The following is an 18,775-nucleotide window of genomic DNA, read 5'->3' as shown; positions in this document are numbered from 1 at the left end:
GTTAGTGAGGGCAAGATTAAGGGAGTGTCACCCAGCGACACTTAACCCATTGTCTGCACATCTTTTTTTATGTGACCCGGCGCCGGAAGGCGGGTGCACGGATTTGCAATCCGCGGCGCGCTCGGAGCCGTGAGCGACGATTTCGACTTCGTTCCGCGCCTTGGAAAGATCAGGTCGCAGGGCAAGGCAAAGACCCAGCTGAAGCGACTGAAGCGCGTTGTCGCGAAGGGGCGGCTTGGGACACGCGGCCGCAAGTCTCTGCCACCGGGCGCTGTGCGTCATGCAGGGCGTGGAAAAGTACAGGCGGCCCTCGCACGGCACTGGTCCAACCAGCGGGCACGGCGCGTCATCGTGAAGGTGCATATTGCGCGGGCTGGTCCGACTGGCGTGGCGGGCTTTGCAAAGCATGTCGCCTACATCCGCCGAGAAGGTGCCGGGCGGGAGGGCGAACACGGAAAACTCTATGACCGGAGTGTCGATGAGGTCGATGCAAAAGCGTTCAATGAACGGGCTGACAAGGACAAGCGGCAGATCCGGCTGATCGTTTCTCCGGAAGACGCCGAACAGATGAAGGATCTGACGCAGTTCACGCGGGAGTTCATGGGCCAGGTCGAGAAGGATTTAGGCCGCCGGCTAGACTGGGTCGCGGCCAATCACCACGACACCTGTCAGCCTCATGTGCACATCGTGATCCGCGGCGGGAACACGCGGACTGGTGAGCTGCTTATTGACCGCAAATACATCACGCAGGGATTTCGGGCGCGGGCGCAGGAGCTGGTGACACTCGAATTGGGTCAGAGGCGGCTACGGGAAATGGCGGCGGCGAGATCAAACGAGACCGCGCGTGAGGCGCTGACGGCGGTTGATCATGACATTGCCCGTTCGCTGACCGATGGACATTACACGCCGGAGAGTGAGCGGGGCGGTTTGTCGAGGTTTGATAGTGCAGTCGTTAATCGCCGTCTTCGGTTTCTGGAGACGCTTGATCTCGCGGTGCGGCAGGAGGATCGCCGCTGGGCCATGCGAGACGGTTGGCAGGATACGCTGCGGGCCCTCGGCAGGCGCGGAGACATAATCCGGACGCTGGCCAACTTCGAAGGCCGGACGATCGATACGTCGCGTCTGCACGCCCTGCCCCGAGATTTGAACGCCACTGGCGAAATCCTGGGACGGCTTGCCGCCACTTTGCCCGGAGATGAGTTACGGAATGGAACCACGGCACTGATCGAAGGGCTCGATGGTCGGGTCTGGTCAGTCGAGATGACCGAACAGGAAGCGGTTCAATTGCCGAAGGTGGGCGGGATTGTTTCGGTTGGGCGGAAAGCTCTCGAACCGAAGCCTGCGGACAGAACGATTGCTGCGATCGCCGAACGAAATGGAGGTGAGTATTCGGAGGAGCTGCATGAGGCGGCTGAGCCAACAAGTTCGCCGACGTTCCGGCTCGCGCACAAGCGCCGTCTCGAAGCACTGAGGCGGCTTGGTGTTGTGCAGCGGAATACGGATGGCACCTGGGTAGTCCCAGCAGACTTCCAGGAACGTGCGTTGCAGGCCGATGCAAGAAAGCAGGGGCTCGTCGTCGATGTTCGCTCCTGGCTGCCCATTGAAGCGCTTGTTGAACGACATGCAGAGACGTGGCTGGATCGGATGGACTCTGACCTGCTGGATGGCTCAGCCGGATCATTTGCGGACGAACTCAGGAAATCGATCTACAGCCGGATGGATTGGTTGCGGAGCAATGGATACTCGCTTGATAACAACGGACAGCTGACACGGGAGGACGCAGAGCGCCTCAAGAGAGACGAACTCGAAAAGGCGGCCATAGCGGAAAGCGCCCGCGTTGAGCTACCCTTTGCGGATCCGGGAAACTGGGATCAATTTTCAGGGACCTATTCGCGGCTCGTCGAGCTGGCTCAAGGCCGATTTGCTGTGATTGAAGGAAAAGAAGGCTTTGTGCTTGTGCCAGTATCCAGCGAGAAATTGAATTGGCTCGGCAGAAACGTCGAACTCAACCGGTCGCGCACTTCAATTCTATGGTCTTTAGGCAGGTCTAAGATACAACGCTCATGATGGCGCAAAAAGAAGACCTAGACTTGAATGAAGACTCTCCCTCTTGATATAAAGTTAACGACCCTAAATTGATAAATTTCATAGGCGTTTGCAACGTAAGGCGCTTAAATTTAAACGCGCACTATGCGCCTTGAGTATAAGCGGACGACTTGCCCAGCACCCGCCTTAAGTCTGCTGTGAAGGAGGTGCATTGAATTTCTCAGACGTAGACGCCCTCAAGGATATGCTCGCTCTGCTGGCACCGGGCTTCATTATCCTTATGGTTCAGGAGGCTCACAAAGTCGGGCCAAGAGACAAATTGCAGCAAAGGCTCTTTAGCTACGCCGTCGCCTCTACTGCATACTTCGCAGCCATCGCCCCTGTTGTTCGCCACGCGGGCGAGGTCCTAAGCGTCCCCGTTCTTTGGGCGCAGGTTGCTGAATACGCTGTACTTCCAGCTATCCTAGGCGTCATCCTGGCAGTGTGTCGGTCGAGACGGTGGCTCGACAGAATTTCGCGTTTGCTGAAATTGCCGCCGATTCATCATATTCCGACGGCCTGGGACTGGGCGTTTCCCCTGCAACCTAGCGGAGTGTTCGTTATCGCGACCCTGGAGAATGGGGACCGCTTTGCAGGGCCATGGTCTCCGGCCGCTTTCGCGTCTTCGACTAGCGGGGAACGCGACTTGTACATCCCGGAGGTATGGGACGCAAAGGAAGAAGGCCCATGGGAGCGGTTTGAACCAAAACGCGCCATCTTGCTTTGCGGCAAGGACATTAAGACCATCGAGTTTTTCAATGCAGGAGAAAGCAATGACGAAGAAACCACGTTCGGCACCACACCTTGAAAAGAAGGGTTACACAGCACCGCCGCCACAACACCATAAGGTCAATGGCGGCTATCAAGGCACAGGTCAGACCACCAATGAAACCAAGCCGCCATCAGGGGGCGGCGGAGGCAGTCAGTCATCTGGCGGCAAAAAGTAAGACCGTCTGCTTTCGCTTCAGGACTAGACTAGATGTTTCGCTTCGTACACACAGCTGACGTTCATCTCGACTCCCCTCTAAAGTCATTGGCTCTGCGCGACCCTGATTTGGCGGAGATGGTTGGCGTGGCGACTCGGACAGCGTTCCGCCGGGCCGTCGATTTGTGCATCAACGAGCAGGTCGATGCGTTCATCGTCGCTGGCGATCTCTATGACGGCTCGCTGCGAAGCATGAAGACGGCGAGTTATTTTGGAGAAGAAATGCGTCGGCTCACTGAGGCCGGCATTCATGCGTTTATAATTCGAGGCAATCACGACGCGGAATCCATCATCACGCGAGAATTGACCCTGCCAGAAGGCGTGCATGTCTTCTCGAAAACAGATAAGCCGGTCATTCTGAAAGATGGCGCGGTCGCGGTTCATGGCGTCAGCTTTGAGGAGCCGCACGCGCCAAATTCGCTGCTTTCCAAGTTTCAGCCCGGGACACCTGGCGTCATTGATATCGGCGCGATGCACACCAGCCTGGATGGATCGCCGAACCATGACGTTTATGCGCCGTGCTCAACCGCGGATCTCGCAGCCCACGGGTACGCGTATTGGGCGCTTGGTCACATCCACAAGCGGAGCGTGACCATCCATGACGACTGCACCATCGTAATGCCCGGAATTCCTCAGGGCAGGCACATGAACGAGGACGGTGTCAAATCCATAAGCCTGACGACAATTGCTGAGACCGGGGACTGTACAGTTGAAGAAAGATACGTCGCGCCCGTTCGTTTCGAGCGGCAGTCGCTTGATGTGTCGCAAATTGGCGATTGGCGCGAGTTGCTTGAGCTCTCAAACGACGCTTTCAACAAATTGCGAAACGGTCCTGCCGCAGACCAAGAAGTCATTGTGCGGTTGACCTGTACCGGTGACAGCGATTTCGCGCGCAAGATGCGTCACAACCGCGAAAGGCTGGAAGAGGAACTACGATCAGCCGCTTCGTGCGTAGGGCACGTTCATTTGGAACAGGTCGCTTTTGATGCTGCCGTTTCACAAGTGGTGAAGGACAACCGAGTTTCTGAACTCTCTGCTATCGTCCAAGGCGGTCAAATAGACCGTGATCAGATCGCGTTGCGACTGGAGGACGACGTACAGCAATTGATTCAGAAACTGCCGGGCGAGCTTCGCGCACGGTTCGATCCGGCAGAAAATGAAGGGATGGTCCAAGACCTTTCTGAAGAGGGCGTTTCAGACTTGCTGGCGCAAATCGAGGGAGATAGCTGAGATATGCGCTTTAGCGCTCTTCATCTGACTCGGTTTGGTTGTTTTACGAACGAGTCGATCGATTTCGGCAGCATCAGCGACGCGCCCGATTTTCACATCGTCTATGGAGACAATGAAGCCGGGAAGTCTACTCTTCGCGACGTCATCACATGTTTGCTGTACGGCATCCCCGCCCGCACAGAGTACGACTTTATCCACGACTACAAAGCGCTTCAAATTGGAGCCGAACTCGACACGAGCGCCGGTCCACTTTCGACCGTTCGGGTTAAGGCGAACCGAGACTCGCTGCGCTCGCCCGAAGGCGCCGTCTTATCAGAAGACGTTCTGAGGCGGGAGATGCTGGCCCTAACCGAGACAGACTTTATCAATCTGTTCTCACTTGACTTGCAGTCCCTCTTGGACGGCGGGGCGGATATTCTGCAGGCGAAAGGCGATCTTGGGGCTTTATTGTTCGCCGGCGCCTCCGGACTTTCCTCCGTCACTTCGACACTGGAGCACGCCCGCGAGCAAGCTAGAGAGTTCTTCAAGCCAAGAGCGACGTCCACTGCGTTGGCCCAATCGCTTAAGCGGCTCAAGGAAATTGATGGGGAGCTGAAAACACTCGACGTTCACGCACCGGAGTATCGGCGCATGAAGCGAAAGGTGGATGAAGCGAAACGCGCCTACGAAGCCGCTGCCGACGAACAAAAGCAACGGCGCGCCGCATTTGAGAAAGGCAAAGCGGTTTTGCAGGCGATTGAGCCATGGCGCGAACTTCGGGAGCGCCAAGACCGCTTGGAGGCATTTGGTCCGCTTCCTCCGGCCGACGATGAAGCACTTGAGCGTGCACGCCAGCTACAAGCCGAACTGAAGGCGTTGAACGATGCCAAAGATGCGCTGGAGGCGCGCCTAAAGCGTACAGAGAACGAGCTAGATGATCTGAAGCCGCCACCTCATCAGGAGAAGCTGGTTAACGGACTCGAAGCGCTGATCGCCGACGATCGAGAGGCGCGCGCCCGCACAGCGGCACTCGATTTGCCGAGCCGCCATGATGAGTTGAAATCGCTTGAACGGGACATGAACAGCCATCTTGCACGGCTTGGTGAGCAAGAAGAGTCCGAGCCAGAAGCCCTGCTCGTATCTAAAACCGATGCTGCCAATATAAGGACGCTTGCTGAGACAGGTGAAAAACACTCAGCGGCGTTTGAGCAAGCCGTTGCAGAGCAGGACAAGGCTATATCTGATCTCGCTGTCGCGAAGGATGAACTCTCTGCGCTGACTGAACCTATGGATATCGCACCTTTGTATGATGCGATCACCTCTTATCGGTCCGACCTCGATGCTGCCAGACTTGAGGATTTGGAAGCCGACGTTGAAGCTTCGAAAAGAAATCTTGACCGCGCGTTGCTAGGCCTAGCGCCTTGGAGTGGTACGCCTGAAGAACTGCAATCCCTGACGCCTCCGTCCGCGTCTGATCTCGAAGACCTCCATAGCCGGTATGACGAAGTAGCGGCTACTCTAGAACGACTTCAGTCTGACCGCCGCAATCTCAACCGGAGCATCGAAAACGAAACGGCGCAACTCGATGAAATGGATGCCGATCCAGAAATCGTTTCAGACGATACGGCTGGCAAGCTATTGAAAACGCGGGACGATCTTTGGACCGAACATCGCCGCGCTATAGAACAGGGCGTCCTCGATCAGATCAAGCTCAGCGCGACCGCCTTTGAAACCGCCATGGGCGAAAACGATGTCGCCGTTACAAAACGTATCGCGCATGCGTCCAGCATCGGGCAAATCAAAGAACGCCGTCTCAAACAAATAGGCGCGATCGCTGAACGTGAGGCTATCGACAAAGCGATTGAAGAAGACATCGAGAGACTGAGGGCATTGGATCAAGAGCTTGCGCGTCTCGCCGGAACCACGGGTCTGCCAGCGTCAATTAGCGCCTCAGCCATCAAGGCGTGGCGCGGAGCGTGGGGAAGCGCACACGAGGCATTGAACACATATCAGGATCGGCGCGCCTCATTCGAGAAGAAGCAAAAGCGCTTCACGGCCGCCGCTTCCGCGCTCAGGCAAGAGTTGAAGTCTGTTGGCGTGGAGGATTCTGGATCAGACGAAACGGTTCTGGCCGCAGCCCTTAGAACACTAGATGATCTGCGCAGTAGTGCCGAAGCCTACAGGATTGCAAAGGCCGAACATGACACGTTGGCGAGACAGCAACGTCAGCGCACCGATGCGGTTGAAAAGGCAAAGACGACTCTTGAAGAATGGGAAAAAGAGTGGAATCGCGCACTCAAGGAGCTTACGTTCGCGCAAGGTCGTCCGGCCGCGATCAAGGCAAGGCTGGACGATCTGGCCAGTCTTGCCGGCACTCTGGATGAAAGAAAAAGTTTAGCGCGCCGTGTTGCACTTATGGAAGCGAGTGAAACAACCTTCGCTGATGCCGTCGTCCAGCTTTCCTTAAATACCGGGGTTGGTGATAGAAACGCGCCTCATTTTGATTTGCTAGGTACGCTGAAATCTGAATCGAGAAATCTAGATGCAAGGACTGCACAGAGGCTGAAGCTTTCCGAGCAGATAGATCAGAACAAGGAAGAATTGGAAGAGACGGTTCGCAAACTCGCCGCGCTAGACAAAGAGGCGATCGCGCTTTGCGAGCGGTCGAACGCGGAAAACATCGCGCACTGTATCGAGACACTCAGTTCGGCAAGCGCAGCGAGAACGCTTGCTGACGAGATTGGCGACCGCCGCCGGCGACTGTCTAATCTCCTCGCCACCGAAGCCGAAACCGAATGGTCGCAGATGCTGGCGCCGCTACTTGACTCGATGGACGCGTTGGCAGGCGCAGAAGCTGAGCTGAAGGTCGATCAGGCGCAAATTGAGATAGATGAGACCCGCGTGCGAGAGTTTTATGCAGAATGGAAAGACGCCGAGCGGGCGCAGGAAGACATCAACGATGATGAATCGGCGGCGCGACTTCAGCAGGAGCGGACGACTCTTCTTGCAGAGATCGAACAAGGCGCTCGTCGCTATATCAGCTTAAAGGCAGGCGCTTTGATTGTAGACGAAGCGGTTCGGCTTTTCAGGGATCAGCACAGGGGCGCCATGTTGAAGTCCGCCAGTGATGCGTTTTCAAAGATAACCCGTGGGAGGTATCCGAGGCTGGTCACGGTAAGTGCGGACGACCGCGAGACATTGGTGGCTGAACGCGATGACAAGACAACGCTTTCAGCGGACAAGCTGTCCACGGGCACGCGGGCACAGCTCTATCTGGCCCTTCGAATCGCAGGTCACGCCGAATATGCGAAGTCTCAGACGCCGCTACCGTTCATTGCAGACGATATCCTGGAAGCGTTCGATAATCACCGTGCAAAGGAAACGCTGACGCTCTTGTCCAGCATGGCGGAGTCAGGTCAGGTCATTTACCTCACGCATCATGAGCATCTGGTCGATATGGCCCGTACCGTCGCTCCCGATCGCTGCAAGATCCATAGATTGAATTCGAAGGCCGCCGGTAAGGGGATGGCAGCCGAGTAATCCCGGGAACTCTATCGCGACCATTACCAAGAGTCGTCGCATAGCCTCGATGTGACTGCGTCCAGTTTGCCGAGTGTCCAGCCCCGGTCTGCCGCGACGCACATGAGTTCGTAAAGGAACAGCGAATTCTTGTTCAGCTTGGATACACCGCCGCAGAGTGCCCGCGCCTCCCTTTTTGCAGACTCCAATTCCTCACCAGCAACGTCAGAGAAAATCGCCCCCTGGATATCGTTTTGCCAAACGGCCATTTTCGACCCCACAAAGTCAGTGTCGGGGAAATCAGATAGTCCATCTTCGCCCGCCCATTTGAACAGCGCGTTGTTATAGGTCGCGTGCTCCTGACGATTATCTGGTTTGCAATTTCTGTCGCCATCGAAAACCAAGAATGTCGGTATCTCCATTGCTTCAGCAAGAAGACAGCTCCGCAATAGCGCCGACTTTCCATTAACAGGCACGATCGAAACGCCGCGTCGACGGAACTCCTTGTCGAGCCCGACTGCATGAATCCACGTCGTTAGGACGACCTGATCCTCGATGCCCTCGACAAGCACTAGTTTGTCGGTGAAAAGCATCTCGCTCAGCGCCGGCTGCAATGTCGTGTCAAGACGCGCCCGCAGACCCTTGGGCGGCTGGGGAGGCGTCCCCACAATCTCAGCTTCGCGATCTGCTAGTTTCTGGAAAACGGCGACGCAGCTGTAAGCTTGCTCGGCTGCATTTCGTCGGATCGCCCGGACATTTTCGAAGCCACGCCCGGAAACGAAGTACGGGCTATGCGTCGCCGCTATGACTTGTGCGTTTCCATCTGATAGTTGCTGTAGAACATGGGCGAGATGTTTCGCCTGTGGCGGATGCTGATACAGCTCGGGCTCTTCAATCCCGAGGGCGAGTGTTGAAATGTTCTTGTCTCCCAGCGTCGCTAACTCCTGCAAGAGGCTGATAAGATAAGAGCGCTGGAGACCATGACCGATACGCGCCAGGCTGCCTTCGAAGCCTTGCTCGCCGGTTTTGAGACGCGCGGCCGGTTCTTCGATTTTGAATTTTGCCGGATCTTGATACCAAGCGATTGAGACCGTCGCGCGCGGATTGCCCCAGTCTTGCAGGCGTTGCTGCAGGGAAGAGGACAGCTCGCTCAGCGCGCCGTTCTCCGCTTCGATCAGCTTTTCGTACTGCTCCAGGGTCGAGTTTCGTAGATCCTGAATCCGATCGCCGAAATCGACTTTGGACCGAACCGCTCGATCTAGCAGCTTTGAAAAAGCGGTGTTCTTGCTCTCTAGCTCCTCCGTCGCTGCGTCTTTCACAGCGGGAACGTAGACCCATTGAATGTGTTTCTCCAGAAGATTGGCGCCTTTTGAAAAGCCGTAGAACTGAGACTCGCTTTCCAGTTCTTCACAAAGCTCGGGATGGCTTTGTTCAAATGCGTTCAGCGCTTCCTGCCCGACCGCCGCACTCGACCATTTCGGCAGATCCGTGAATGACCCCTGCAGTTCCTCATAAACCGCTTTTTTGTCTTTCGCACTTTGGGCTTCGAAGAAGGCCCTGAACTTTCCGATTCCCATACGTGATCCGTATTGCCGAATGGCGGCGCCGCTTTCCGAGAATTCGGCACGCGCTGTAACGATCAGTTGATCGCTCCGCACATAATGCTTGAGGTCATCTCGCGCTTCGTCGGAAAGATCACCAAATGTGACCTTGATTTCGATCGGTTCGGACGTGTCTTTCTGAAAGAAGTCCTCATCTGAAAGATTCTTGACGTTGGTCGCACTACCATCCTGATAGCCGAAAAAGATGTTCAGCGCGGCCAAGACTGTAGACTTACCAACGCCATTTGCTCCGACCAGACATGTATAGTCATCAAAATTAATCGCGCAGTCTTTGAACGCGCGAAAATTCTTAATGCTGACACTTTCAATTCTCATTTCGCTGTGTCCTTCGCCAACATCTTCTTCCGCATTGCACTCTTCTCGCCGGATTCAACTTGTATTGGAATGAGGTCAAAAAAGTAATTTCAAACGGCTCTTTGTACTCGCCGTATCTGTATGGAGGAGCATTCACTTCACGCCTAGCTTTGAGACTGATTGATTAGGCTCAGAGATGCTCAGCGAGATGTTTTTGAACCTCTCTTGTGCGGTTGCCGAGAGGCGATCTCGAAGCTTTCGAGCATTAGAGTGCAGGTTGTTTGAACGGCTAAAGACCCATTTATCGTGCAATTTTAGGGTCAATTTATAATCTCATTCTGTCTGCTTCTAGGAAGAAACGGCCATCCCCGCTGACGACAGCTTCTGCGATTAGGGTGTCACAACTGACTACTTAGAACTCCCCAGAAGTCCCATCGCAAATCCAAGCCCGAATGGCATAATTGTTCCGCGCGGCAGCAGAGGTGCCAAAACATTACCCCTACAAAGTTCCTTCTAGGCCAGTTCCTGCTGACGATGGTGTTGATTGCCTGCTCGGTGTGGGGGGCGACGCAATGGGTGGCGGGGGTCCTGGATCATCAGCCGCGTTTGGGGGCGCCCTGGTTCGAAGTATATCGGCAGCCTGTCTACAAGCCCTGGCGTCTGTTCCAGTGGTGGTATGCCTATGATGCCTATGCGCCGGACGTGTTTGCCCGGGCAGGCCTGATTGCCTCTCTTGGCGGGATTGCCGGGATTGTGATGGCGATCCTTGCATCCCTTTGGCGCGCGCGCCGTGAGAAACATGCGACGACCTATGGGTCAGCGCGCTGGTCTTCGGTGCGCGATGTGCGCCGGTCCGGCCTGCTGGGCGCCTCAGGTGTCGTGCTGGGACGCTTTCGGGGACGGTATCTGCGCCATGCGGGCGCAGATCATGTGATGGCGTTTGCGCCCACCCGGTCCGGCAAGGGGGTCGGGCTGGTGGTGCCCACCCTGCTCTCCTGGACCGGGAATGCGATCATCCATGACATCAAGGGCGAGAACTGGGCGCTGACCTCGAAGTGGCGATCGAACTTTTCACGCTGCATCCGGTTTGATCCGACCGATCTGGCCAGTTCGCGGTTTAATCCCCTGCTGGAAGTGCGGCTAGGGGCGTATGAGGTGCGCGATGCGCAGAATGTGGCCGATATCCTGGTAGATCCGGAAGGCTCACTGGAGCGCCGCAACCATTGGGACAAGACGGCGCATTCGCTGCTCGTCGGCGCCATCCTGCACGTTCTCTATGCTGAGGACGACAAGTCGCTCGCGGGTGTTGCCACGCTGTTGTCTGACCCGGCGCGGCCGATTGATGATACGCTGGAGCACATGCTGGACGCGAACCATCTTGGATCACGGGACCGGCCGCTGACCCACCCCGTGGTCGCCGAGGCAGCGCGGGAGCTTTTGAACAAATCGGAGAATGAAAAGTCATCGGTCGTCTCGACGGCCATGTCGTTCCTGGGGCTTTACAGGGACCCGGTGGTGCAGAGGGCAACATCAGGCTCGGACTGGCGGATCGAGGACCTGTTCCTTGGGGAGATGCCCGCCTCCTTGTACCTGGTTGTTCCGCCATCTGACCTGTCGCGCACCAAGCCCCTGATCCGATTGATCCTCAACCAGATCGCGCGGCGGCTCTGTGAAGTGCTGCCCGGAGGGCAGGATCAGCGGCAGACGCTGCTGATGCTGGACGAGTTCCCCGCGCTTGGACGCCTGGACTTCTTCGAGACATCCCTCGCCTTCATGGCAGGGTATGGCGTACGGGCCTTCCTGATCGCGCAATCCCTGAACCAGGTCGAGAAAGCTTATGGCCAGAACAATTCGATCCTCGACAATTGCCATATCCGGGTCGCCTTCGCGACCAATGACGAACGCACGGCAAAGCGGGTCTCGGACATGCTCGGCACGATGACCGAACAACGCAACCAGAAGAATTATACCGGCCACCGGCTCGCCCCATGGCTCAGCCATGTCATGGTCTCCCAGCAGGAAACCCAACGCCCGCTCATGACCCCCGGTGAGATCATGCAGATGCCAGCCGATGACGCGCTGATCTTTCTCGCCAGCCATCCCCCGATCAGGGCAAAGAAGCTCCGCTATTATGAGGACCGCAATTTCACCGAGCGCGCAGGCGCGCTGGAGGTGGCGGCTGTGCGTTGCCAGGACGCAGCGCCTGCAGGCCATCACGCATCGGGGTCATCGCCTGTCCGGGCTGATGATGAAGGGCGGGCGCGCACTGTGGAGCAGGACATCGCAGATGACGAAGCGTTCGAACGCGAGAGTGAATCGCCCGAGCAAGGTGGAGGCGAAGGCAGCCGTATCCAGCAGCAGATCGCCAGATACTATGCCCGAGTCCAGAAACATGACGGGCGGGAGCTCTGACCATGTCCGGCAATCCCCGTCTGCATGTCCGGATCTCCGACACCAATCTGCGCAAGCTGCGACGGATCTCCGGCGATCATGGCATCCATATGGGCGCGCTGGTCAATGAGGCGCTGACCCTGTTCTTCACGCCGCCTGAAGAGCGCCCGGATGCGGCGATCCTTGGCCGGCTGAACCGTGTGGACGACCAGGTCGAACGGCTGGAGATGGGCGTGGCGTTCCAGACGGATCTGCTGATCGAGTTCATCTTCGAATGGCTCCGCCAACGACCGGGGCCCAGCCCGTTCGAGACAGAGGCGGATGCCAGCCGGGCCAGGCAGGAGCTGGAAGTCCTGACCGCGCGGGTCGCCGATCGGTCGAATTCGCATATCTGGTCGTGAAACCCAGGATCGAAAATCGGTCTTAAGCGACGCGCCGAAGATTCCCCTGATGTCACCATTGGAGGGGAAGCATGAGAAAACGTCTCTGGCAGGTCGATCAAATTCTCGTCGACCTTGAGGATCGGGATGCAACCGTGTCGATTGTGCACCTGGCCTCACTCAGCGAAGTCATTGTGAAGTTCCGGCTCAGTCCGAAACAGATGGAGAATGGAGCGCTGCCCTTACGCAAGCGAATAGAATGCCTTGCGGCTGACATCATTCTCGATCTGGGATCCTTTCTGGACTCCCTTCCCGACTAGCCTCAGCCTATGATCGCGAGCGCAAACAGCCCCGCACAGACCAGGCAGATGATCACCCAGAGCCAGATCGGAGGCGGTGAAGGCACATAATCGCCGCTTTTGTCACTGTCCCATCCGCCCATATCCCTGCCTCCATCGCGGCCGTCATGTTGGCACGCTCCCAGGGGGAATTCAAAGCCCGAAATGGACACCGCCCCCCTGTCCATGTGCCAGACAACGGGCTTGCCGAAGGAAACAACGCGTCTAGTCTGGCATAATGACGAATCGATCTGGCGTTCTGATCTCGGTCTTTCTGGCGGCCCTCCTGACAGCCTGTTCCGCGCAGAGCGAGACTGACAGACCTCATACCGGTACCGACACGATTGCCGGTGTCGCGTCTGTCGTGGATGGCGACACGATTGAAATACATGGCCAGCGCATTCGCCTGTCTGGCTATGACACACCGGAACGCGGCGCGCGTTGCGGATCGGTGAATGTCTACCAGAAGGCTGCTCTTGCGCTGTCGGATTTCATGGGGAAGCGGACCGTCACCTGCACTGTGACGGATACGGACCGCTGGAATCGTCTGGTTGCGACCTGCTCGGTGGGCGGCACCGATCTCGGTGATCACATGGTACAGGAAGGCTGGGGCCGGGACTGGCCGCAATACAGCCAGGGCCGCTACGCCAAGGAAGAGGCCGATGCCCGCGCGGCCAGGGCCGGGATATGGAGCCTGGAGTGTCCGGACGATTTGTGGGGCGAACGGACCTATGACTGATCGCTCACCTCGTCTTCTGACAGGGCTCGACTGATCTGGTCCGAAGTGGGGAGGCCCAACCCCCCGCATCCTCCCGGCGAGGGGGCGGGGGGCAGGAACAATTCTCGTATTGCTCCCCTTGGGGGCCGATGCCCCCTGATACTCCCGCACCTTTCCCCTCTGTCCCTGGAGTGCCCTGACTGTCCCCGGGCCCCAACTATGCAGAGGTCCTGCGCAAGGCGATTCTGGTCTCATCACGGATGAGGACCTGCCCCTGCCATGTCAGCCCTGCCCCAGCCCAGCCAAACCGAGACACGGCTCACTGCGATGTTGCGCTCTGCGTTCAAGGGCCCGGTGGGAGCTGCGCTCGTCGCAGATGACACGATCGAGATCCTCGCCAATCCCGACGGTTCGGTCTGGATCGAGGCAGCAGGCTCGGGTCTTCGGCGGGCGGCCGAAAGTCTGGGACACGCCGACCGTGAAAGGATCATCCGGCTGGTGGCCTCCTCTGTCGGGGAGATCTGCGACCAGGTCTCCCCGATTGTCTCGGCCGAATTGCCCGGATCCGGCGAGCGGTTCGAGGGCATCCTGCCCCCTGTATCCAAGGGGCCCTGCTTTGCAATTCGCAAGCTGGCCCACCAGCCGATCGGTCTCGACACCTATGTCGAAACGGGCGGGCTGACCCCGGCCCTCTGTATGGCCCTGCGCGCGGCGCTGGCGGACCGGCTCAATATTGTCGTTGCGGGCGGGACCTCAAGTGGCAAGACAACCTTTGCCAATGCACTCCTGTCGGAAGCCTCTCTCGCAGACGACCGGATCGTCATCCTGGAAGACACGCGCGAACTGCGCTGTTCAGCCGAGGATGTAACCCAGTTGCGTACCCACCGGTCAGGGATCACCTTGCGCGACCTGGTTCGCTCGACCCTGCGTCTCAGACCAGACCGGATCATTGTCGGTGAGGTCCGCGGCGGCGAGGCGCTCGATCTCCTCAAGGCCTGGAATACCGGCCATCCAGGTGGGATCACGACGCTGCATGCGAACTCGGCCGCTGGAGCGCTTACACGGCTCGAACATCTGGTCGAGGAAGCAACACCCGCCCTTCCCCATGCCCTGATCGGGGAAGCGGTCGATGTCATCGTCTTCACGTCCCGCGCGAGCGGCGCGCGGCGCGTCGAGCAGGCGCTGCGCATTACCGGCTTTGACGGCACCGAATACCATACCGAGCTGCTCGCCGCCCCCTTTCTCAACATCGTCAATTAAGGAGACTGACCGATGTTCTACGACCAGATCAAGGCCCTCAACCGATCGCTTCAGGCGGGCTTTTTGCTCGTATCATTCAGTCTATTGTCTCTTCCTGCCAATGCCGCCGGCACAGGCATGCCCTGGGAGGACCCGCTCGACCAGATCCTGCAATCGATCGAGGGGCCGGTCGCCCGGATCGTGGCGGTGATCATTATCACGCTGACCGGCCTGACGCTCGCTTTCGGAGAAACATCCGGCGGATTTCGCAAGCTGATCCAGATCGTGTTCGGACTGTCGATCGCCTTTGCGGCGACGTCCTTCTTCCTGACCTTCTTCTCCTTCGGCGGCGGCGCGGTGCTCTGATGCTCGAAGGCTACGAAATCCCCCTTCACCGCTCGCTCGCCGAACCCATCCTGATGGCAGGCGCGCCGCGCTCGGCCGCCATCGCCATCGGGACGATCGCGGCAGCTCTGGCTCTGGGTCTCCGGCTATGGATTCCGGGCCTCATGGTCTGGGGGGTGGGACACTCGCTCGCCGTTCTCCTGGCACGGTCCGACCCCGACTTTCTGGCCGCCGCCATCCGCTCGGCGCGGCACAAGGAACATCTTTCATGCTGAACCTTACCGAATATGCGAAGAAGCCGAAGCGCCTGTCTGACTATCTCCCCTGGGCGTGTCTCGTCGCGCCGGGCGTCGTCCTCAACAAGGATGGGGCCTTTCAGACAAGCTTCCGCTATCGCGGCTCCGACCTTGAAAGCACGACGGAAGCCGAACTCGTCGCCGTGACCGCACGGGTGAACAATGTCCTCCGCCGGTTCGGGTCAGGCTGGGCACTCTTCTTCGAGGCCATACGGTCAGAAGCGGGGCTGTTGCAGGAGAGTTCTTTTGCGTGTGCAGCTGCCTGGCTGATCGAGCAGGAACGGCGCGCCGCCGCCGAAGAGACCGGCGCCCGGTACGAGAGCTACTACTATCTTACCCTGCTATGGCTGCCCCCAACCGATGCAACAGGACGGGCCGAGAAGGCGCTGATCGAACGGCCCGAGAAGCGCGACGGCGAGGACTGGCGCCAGCGGCTCGAACATTTCCAGACGCGCGCCGCGCAGACACTCGATTTGCTTTCGACGGCCCTGGATGAGATCCATCCGCTCTCGGATGAAGAGACGCTGACCTATCTCCATGCCTGCATCTCGTCGAAGCGGCATGCTGTGTCCGTGCCGGAATTGCCGGTGTTTCTCGATGCGGTGCTCGCGGATGAGAGTTTCGCAGGTGGGCTGGAGCCACGCATTGGCGAAGCGCACCTCGCGACGCTGACTTTGCTTGGCTTTCCGCCCTCCACCCTGCCGGGGATGCTGGATGAGCTCAACCGGCTGGGATTCTCTTATCGTTGGACGACCCGCTATATCGCGATGGACAAGGCGGAGGCCGAGAAGCTTCTCGCGAAGAAGCGCCGGCACTGGTTTGCGAAGCGCAAATCCGTCGGCGCGGTGCTGCGCGAAACGCTGTTCAACGAACAGGCCGCGCTTCTCGACAATGACGCCGACAACAAGGCTGCGGACGCCGATGCGGCGCTGCAGGAGCTCGGCTCAGACCTTGTCTCCTATGGCTATGTCACGACCACGCTGACGCTGATGGGCACGTCACGCGAGGAGGTCGAGGAGCGCACCCGCGCCGTCGAGCGGGTGATCAATGGGCGCGGGTTCACGACGATCCGGGAGACGCTGAACGCCGTTGAAGCCTGGCTCGGTTCCCTGCCAGGCCATGTCTACGCCAATGTCCGCCAGCCGATATTGCATACGCTGAACCTTGCCCATCTCATTCCGTTCTCATCAGTCTGGGCGGGCAATGCGTGGAATGCGCATCTAGCAGATCGCGCGCTGATCGAGGCCCAGACAGAAGGCACGACGCCGTTCCGGCTGAATTTGCATGTCGGCGATGTCGGCCACACGCTAATCATCGGCCCGACGGGTTCTGGCAAGTCGGTCCTCCTGTCGCTGCTGGCGGCACAATGGCAGCGCTATGAGGACGCGCAGGTTTTCATCTTCGACAAGGGACGGTCCGCACGTGCGGTGACGCTGGCGATGAGCGGCACATGGATTCCGCTGGCTGGCGAGGAGCGTCCGGCGCTCCAGCCGCTCCGGGACATTGATTCAGAGCGCGGCGCCAGCTTTGCGGCTGACTGGCTGCTGGGTCTCCTCGAATCGGAAGGCGTGCGTGTCACGCCGGATTTGAAAAGTGTGCTGTGGGGCGCCATCCGGTCATTGGCGTCAGCGCCAGAGGCGGAACGCACGCTGACCGGGCTAAGTTTTATTCTTCAGTCTGATACGCTGAAAGCTGCACTCATGCCTTACACGCTGGAAGGCGCCAATGGGCACCTGCTCGATAGTGATAGCGAAACGCTCGATCTTGCCTCGGTCGCCTGTTTCGAGATGGACGAGCTGATGCAGACCCCCTCTGCCATTGCCCCGGTCATCTTGCATCTTTTCCACCGTCTGGAAGAGCGGTTTGATGGCCGGCCAACCCTGCTTGCTCTCGATGAGGCCTGGCTGTTCCTCGACCATCCGGTCTTCGCGGCGCGGCTGCGCGACTGGCTGAAAACGCTTCGGAAGAAGAATGTGGCGGTTGTGTTTGCGACCCAATCGCTGGCCGACATCGAAGGCGCGTCGATTGCGCCTACCCTGATCGAATCTTGCCCGACGCGCATCTTCCTGCCGAATGAACGGGCGCTCGAACCGACCGCCCAGGCGATCTATCGCAAATTCGGGCTCAATGACCGTCAGATCGATATTCTCGCAAAATCCATTCCGAAGCGGGACTATTACTATACCTCGCCCCTTGGCTGCCGGCTCTTCGAGCTTGGCCTTGGCGACGTCGCACTCGCCTTCTGCGGGGCTGGATCTCCCGCCGATCAGAAGCTCATGAATGGGCTTCTGGAAGCCGACATTGAATCGGGCTTTGCCCGTGGCTGGCTGGAGCTGAAACAGCTCGGCTGGGCCGCGGACCTGCTGGCTGAGCAGCCAGACTCACCCCTCCCCCAAATCGCCGCTGAATAGGAGCCTCCGAGCATGAAAGCCCTCCTCTCTTCCATCGCACTTGCCGCGATGCCGCTGCCGGGCCTGATGGCGCCGCCTGCGTCTGCCCAACTCTTCGGTGGCGGCATTGTCTACGACCCGGCAAATCACGCTGAGAACATCCTCCAGGCGGTGCGGGCCCTGCAGCAGATCGACAATCAGATCCGTCAGATCACCCATGAAATCGACATGATCGAGAAGATGGCGCGGGACCTCGAAACACTGCCCGTCGAAATCGCCCGCGCGATCATCGCCGACCGCATCCGCCGGATTGGCGAACTGATGGAGGAGGCTGACGGCATCGGATATGGCGTTGAAGAGGTCGAGCGCGAATACGAAGACCTCTATCCGGAATCTTATGGCGAGACCCCGCCGGCTCCTGTCGTCCTGGTCGAGGATGCACGTATCCGCTGGCAGCAGTCCCGGTCTGCCCACAAGCACACACTCCTGATGGTCGCAGAGACGGTGCGGGACAATGAACCCGACGCCGAGGCACTGACCGGTCTTGTCGAGGAGAGCCAGACGGCGGTCGGCAATCTTCAGGCGCTTCAGGCCGGCAATCAGATCGAGGCGATGTCCGCCCAGCAGCTCATGCAGATGGAAGCCATGATGGCGGCTCACTATCGCGCCGAAGCGCTCGACCGGGCGCGCGAGCTTGAAGAGGCCGAGCGCGGCCGGGCCCGCCTGCAATCCTTTCTCGGGGACTGAACCGCCATGGAAGAGATGGGCGTCATCGACCGGTTCCTGGAAACGTTTATCGCCTATGTAGACTCTGGCTTTGGCCTGCTGGCGGGCGATGTTGCCTATCTTACGACCACGCTGATCGTGATTGACATCACGCTGGCCGGGCTGTTCTGGGCGCTGTCGCAGAATGCCGATGTCATCTCGGGGCTGCTCAAGAAGGTGCTCTATGTCGGCTTCTTCG

Annotated in this window: 14 protein-coding genes and 1 pseudogene; 14 read left to right on the top strand and 1 reads right to left on the bottom strand. The window is 58.6% G+C overall.

The window, feature by feature from the left end; all coding sequences use genetic code 11:
- The first annotated feature begins 129 nt into the window (after window positions 1-129).
- The 4 genes from HY36_RS09705 to HY36_RS09685 all read left to right on the top strand — a co-directional run bounded on the left by HY36_RS09705 (window position 130) and on the right by HY36_RS09685 (window position 7,819).
- Complete coding sequence (locus HY36_RS09705; RefSeq protein ID WP_155841836.1) at window positions 130-2,067, top strand: DUF3363 domain-containing protein; 1,938 nt, start codon at window positions 130-132, stop codon at window positions 2,065-2,067.
- A 190-nt stretch (window positions 2,068-2,257) separates the two neighbouring features.
- The gene (locus HY36_RS09700) at window positions 2,258-2,893 is read left to right on the top strand and encodes a DUF6338 family protein (protein WP_035551908.1); all 636 of its coding nucleotides are present in this window, start codon (window positions 2,258-2,260) and stop codon (window positions 2,891-2,893) included.
- A gap of 171 nt (window positions 2,894-3,064) precedes the next feature.
- Complete coding sequence (locus HY36_RS09695; protein ID WP_035551902.1) at window positions 3,065-4,300, top strand: metallophosphoesterase family protein; 1,236 nt, start codon at window positions 3,065-3,067, stop codon at window positions 4,298-4,300.
- Window positions 4,301-4,303: 3 nt separating this feature from the next.
- Window positions 4,304-7,819 carry an AAA family ATPase gene (locus HY36_RS09685; RefSeq protein WP_051602679.1) on the top strand — a complete coding sequence of 1,172 codons (3,516 nt, stop codon included), beginning with the start codon at window positions 4,304-4,306 and terminating at the stop codon, window positions 7,817-7,819.
- Between the two features lie 23 nt (window positions 7,820-7,842).
- Here the strand turns inward: HY36_RS09685 and HY36_RS09680 are convergent, their stop codons facing one another.
- Window positions 7,843-9,735, bottom strand: coding sequence for an ATP-dependent nuclease (locus tag HY36_RS09680; RefSeq protein WP_051602678.1), 1,893 nt, complete (start codon window positions 9,733-9,735; stop codon window positions 7,843-7,845).
- Window positions 9,736-10,206: 471 nt separating this feature from the next.
- Here HY36_RS09680 and traG point away from each other — a divergent pair, with 471 nt between their 5' ends.
- The 10 genes and pseudogenes from traG to HY36_RS09630 all read left to right on the top strand — a co-directional run.
- Window positions 10,207-12,126, top strand: coding sequence for an IncP-type conjugal transfer protein TraG (gene traG / locus HY36_RS09675; RefSeq protein ID WP_081806133.1), 1,920 nt, complete (start codon window positions 10,207-10,209; stop codon window positions 12,124-12,126).
- 2 nt (window positions 12,127-12,128) lie between these two features.
- Window positions 12,129-12,506, top strand: coding sequence for a hypothetical protein (locus tag HY36_RS09670; protein WP_035551891.1), 378 nt, complete (start codon window positions 12,129-12,131; stop codon window positions 12,504-12,506).
- Window positions 12,507-12,577: 71 nt separating this feature from the next.
- Window positions 12,578-12,805, top strand: a complete 228-nt coding sequence (locus HY36_RS09665; protein WP_035551890.1) for a hypothetical protein — start codon at window positions 12,578-12,580, stop codon at window positions 12,803-12,805.
- Window positions 12,806-13,061: 256 nt separating this feature from the next.
- Window positions 13,062-13,562: a thermonuclease family protein gene (locus HY36_RS09660; RefSeq protein WP_051602677.1), complete on the top strand. Its 501-nt coding sequence runs from the start codon at window positions 13,062-13,064 to the stop codon at window positions 13,560-13,562.
- A gap of 258 nt (window positions 13,563-13,820) precedes the next feature.
- A complete protein-coding gene (gene trbB / locus HY36_RS09655) occupies window positions 13,821-14,801 on the top strand; it encodes a P-type conjugative transfer ATPase TrbB (RefSeq protein ID WP_035551888.1) in 981 nt (326 codons plus the stop codon).
- Between the two features lie 12 nt (window positions 14,802-14,813).
- Window positions 14,814-15,146: a TrbC/VirB2 family protein gene (locus HY36_RS09650; protein WP_035551885.1), complete on the top strand. Its 333-nt coding sequence runs from the start codon at window positions 14,814-14,816 to the stop codon at window positions 15,144-15,146.
- Window positions 15,146-15,400 carry a VirB3 family type IV secretion system protein gene (locus HY36_RS09645; RefSeq protein ID WP_035551883.1) on the top strand — a complete coding sequence of 85 codons (255 nt, stop codon included), beginning with the start codon at window positions 15,146-15,148 and terminating at the stop codon, window positions 15,398-15,400. The genes HY36_RS09650 and HY36_RS09645 overlap by 1 nt, the downstream gene beginning before the upstream one ends.
- Complete coding sequence (trbE, locus tag HY36_RS09640) at window positions 15,394-17,832, top strand: conjugal transfer protein TrbE (protein WP_035551879.1); 2,439 nt, start codon at window positions 15,394-15,396, stop codon at window positions 17,830-17,832. Before HY36_RS09645 ends, trbE begins: the two co-directional genes overlap by 7 nt.
- A 12-nt stretch (window positions 17,833-17,844) precedes the next feature.
- A complete protein-coding gene (gene trbJ / locus HY36_RS09635) occupies window positions 17,845-18,558 on the top strand; it encodes a P-type conjugative transfer protein TrbJ (RefSeq protein WP_035551876.1) in 714 nt (237 codons plus the stop codon).
- A gap of 6 nt (window positions 18,559-18,564) precedes the next feature.
- Window positions 18,565-18,775 (top strand): annotated as a pseudogene (locus tag HY36_RS09630) (P-type conjugative transfer protein TrbL); the annotation flags it as partial.

It is taken from the genome of Hyphomonas atlantica corrig., assembly GCF_000682715.1.
Classification (GTDB): Bacteria; Pseudomonadota; Alphaproteobacteria; order Caulobacterales; family Hyphomonadaceae; genus Hyphomonas; species Hyphomonas atlantica.
This window is presented reverse-complemented; position numbering and strand designations above follow the sequence as displayed.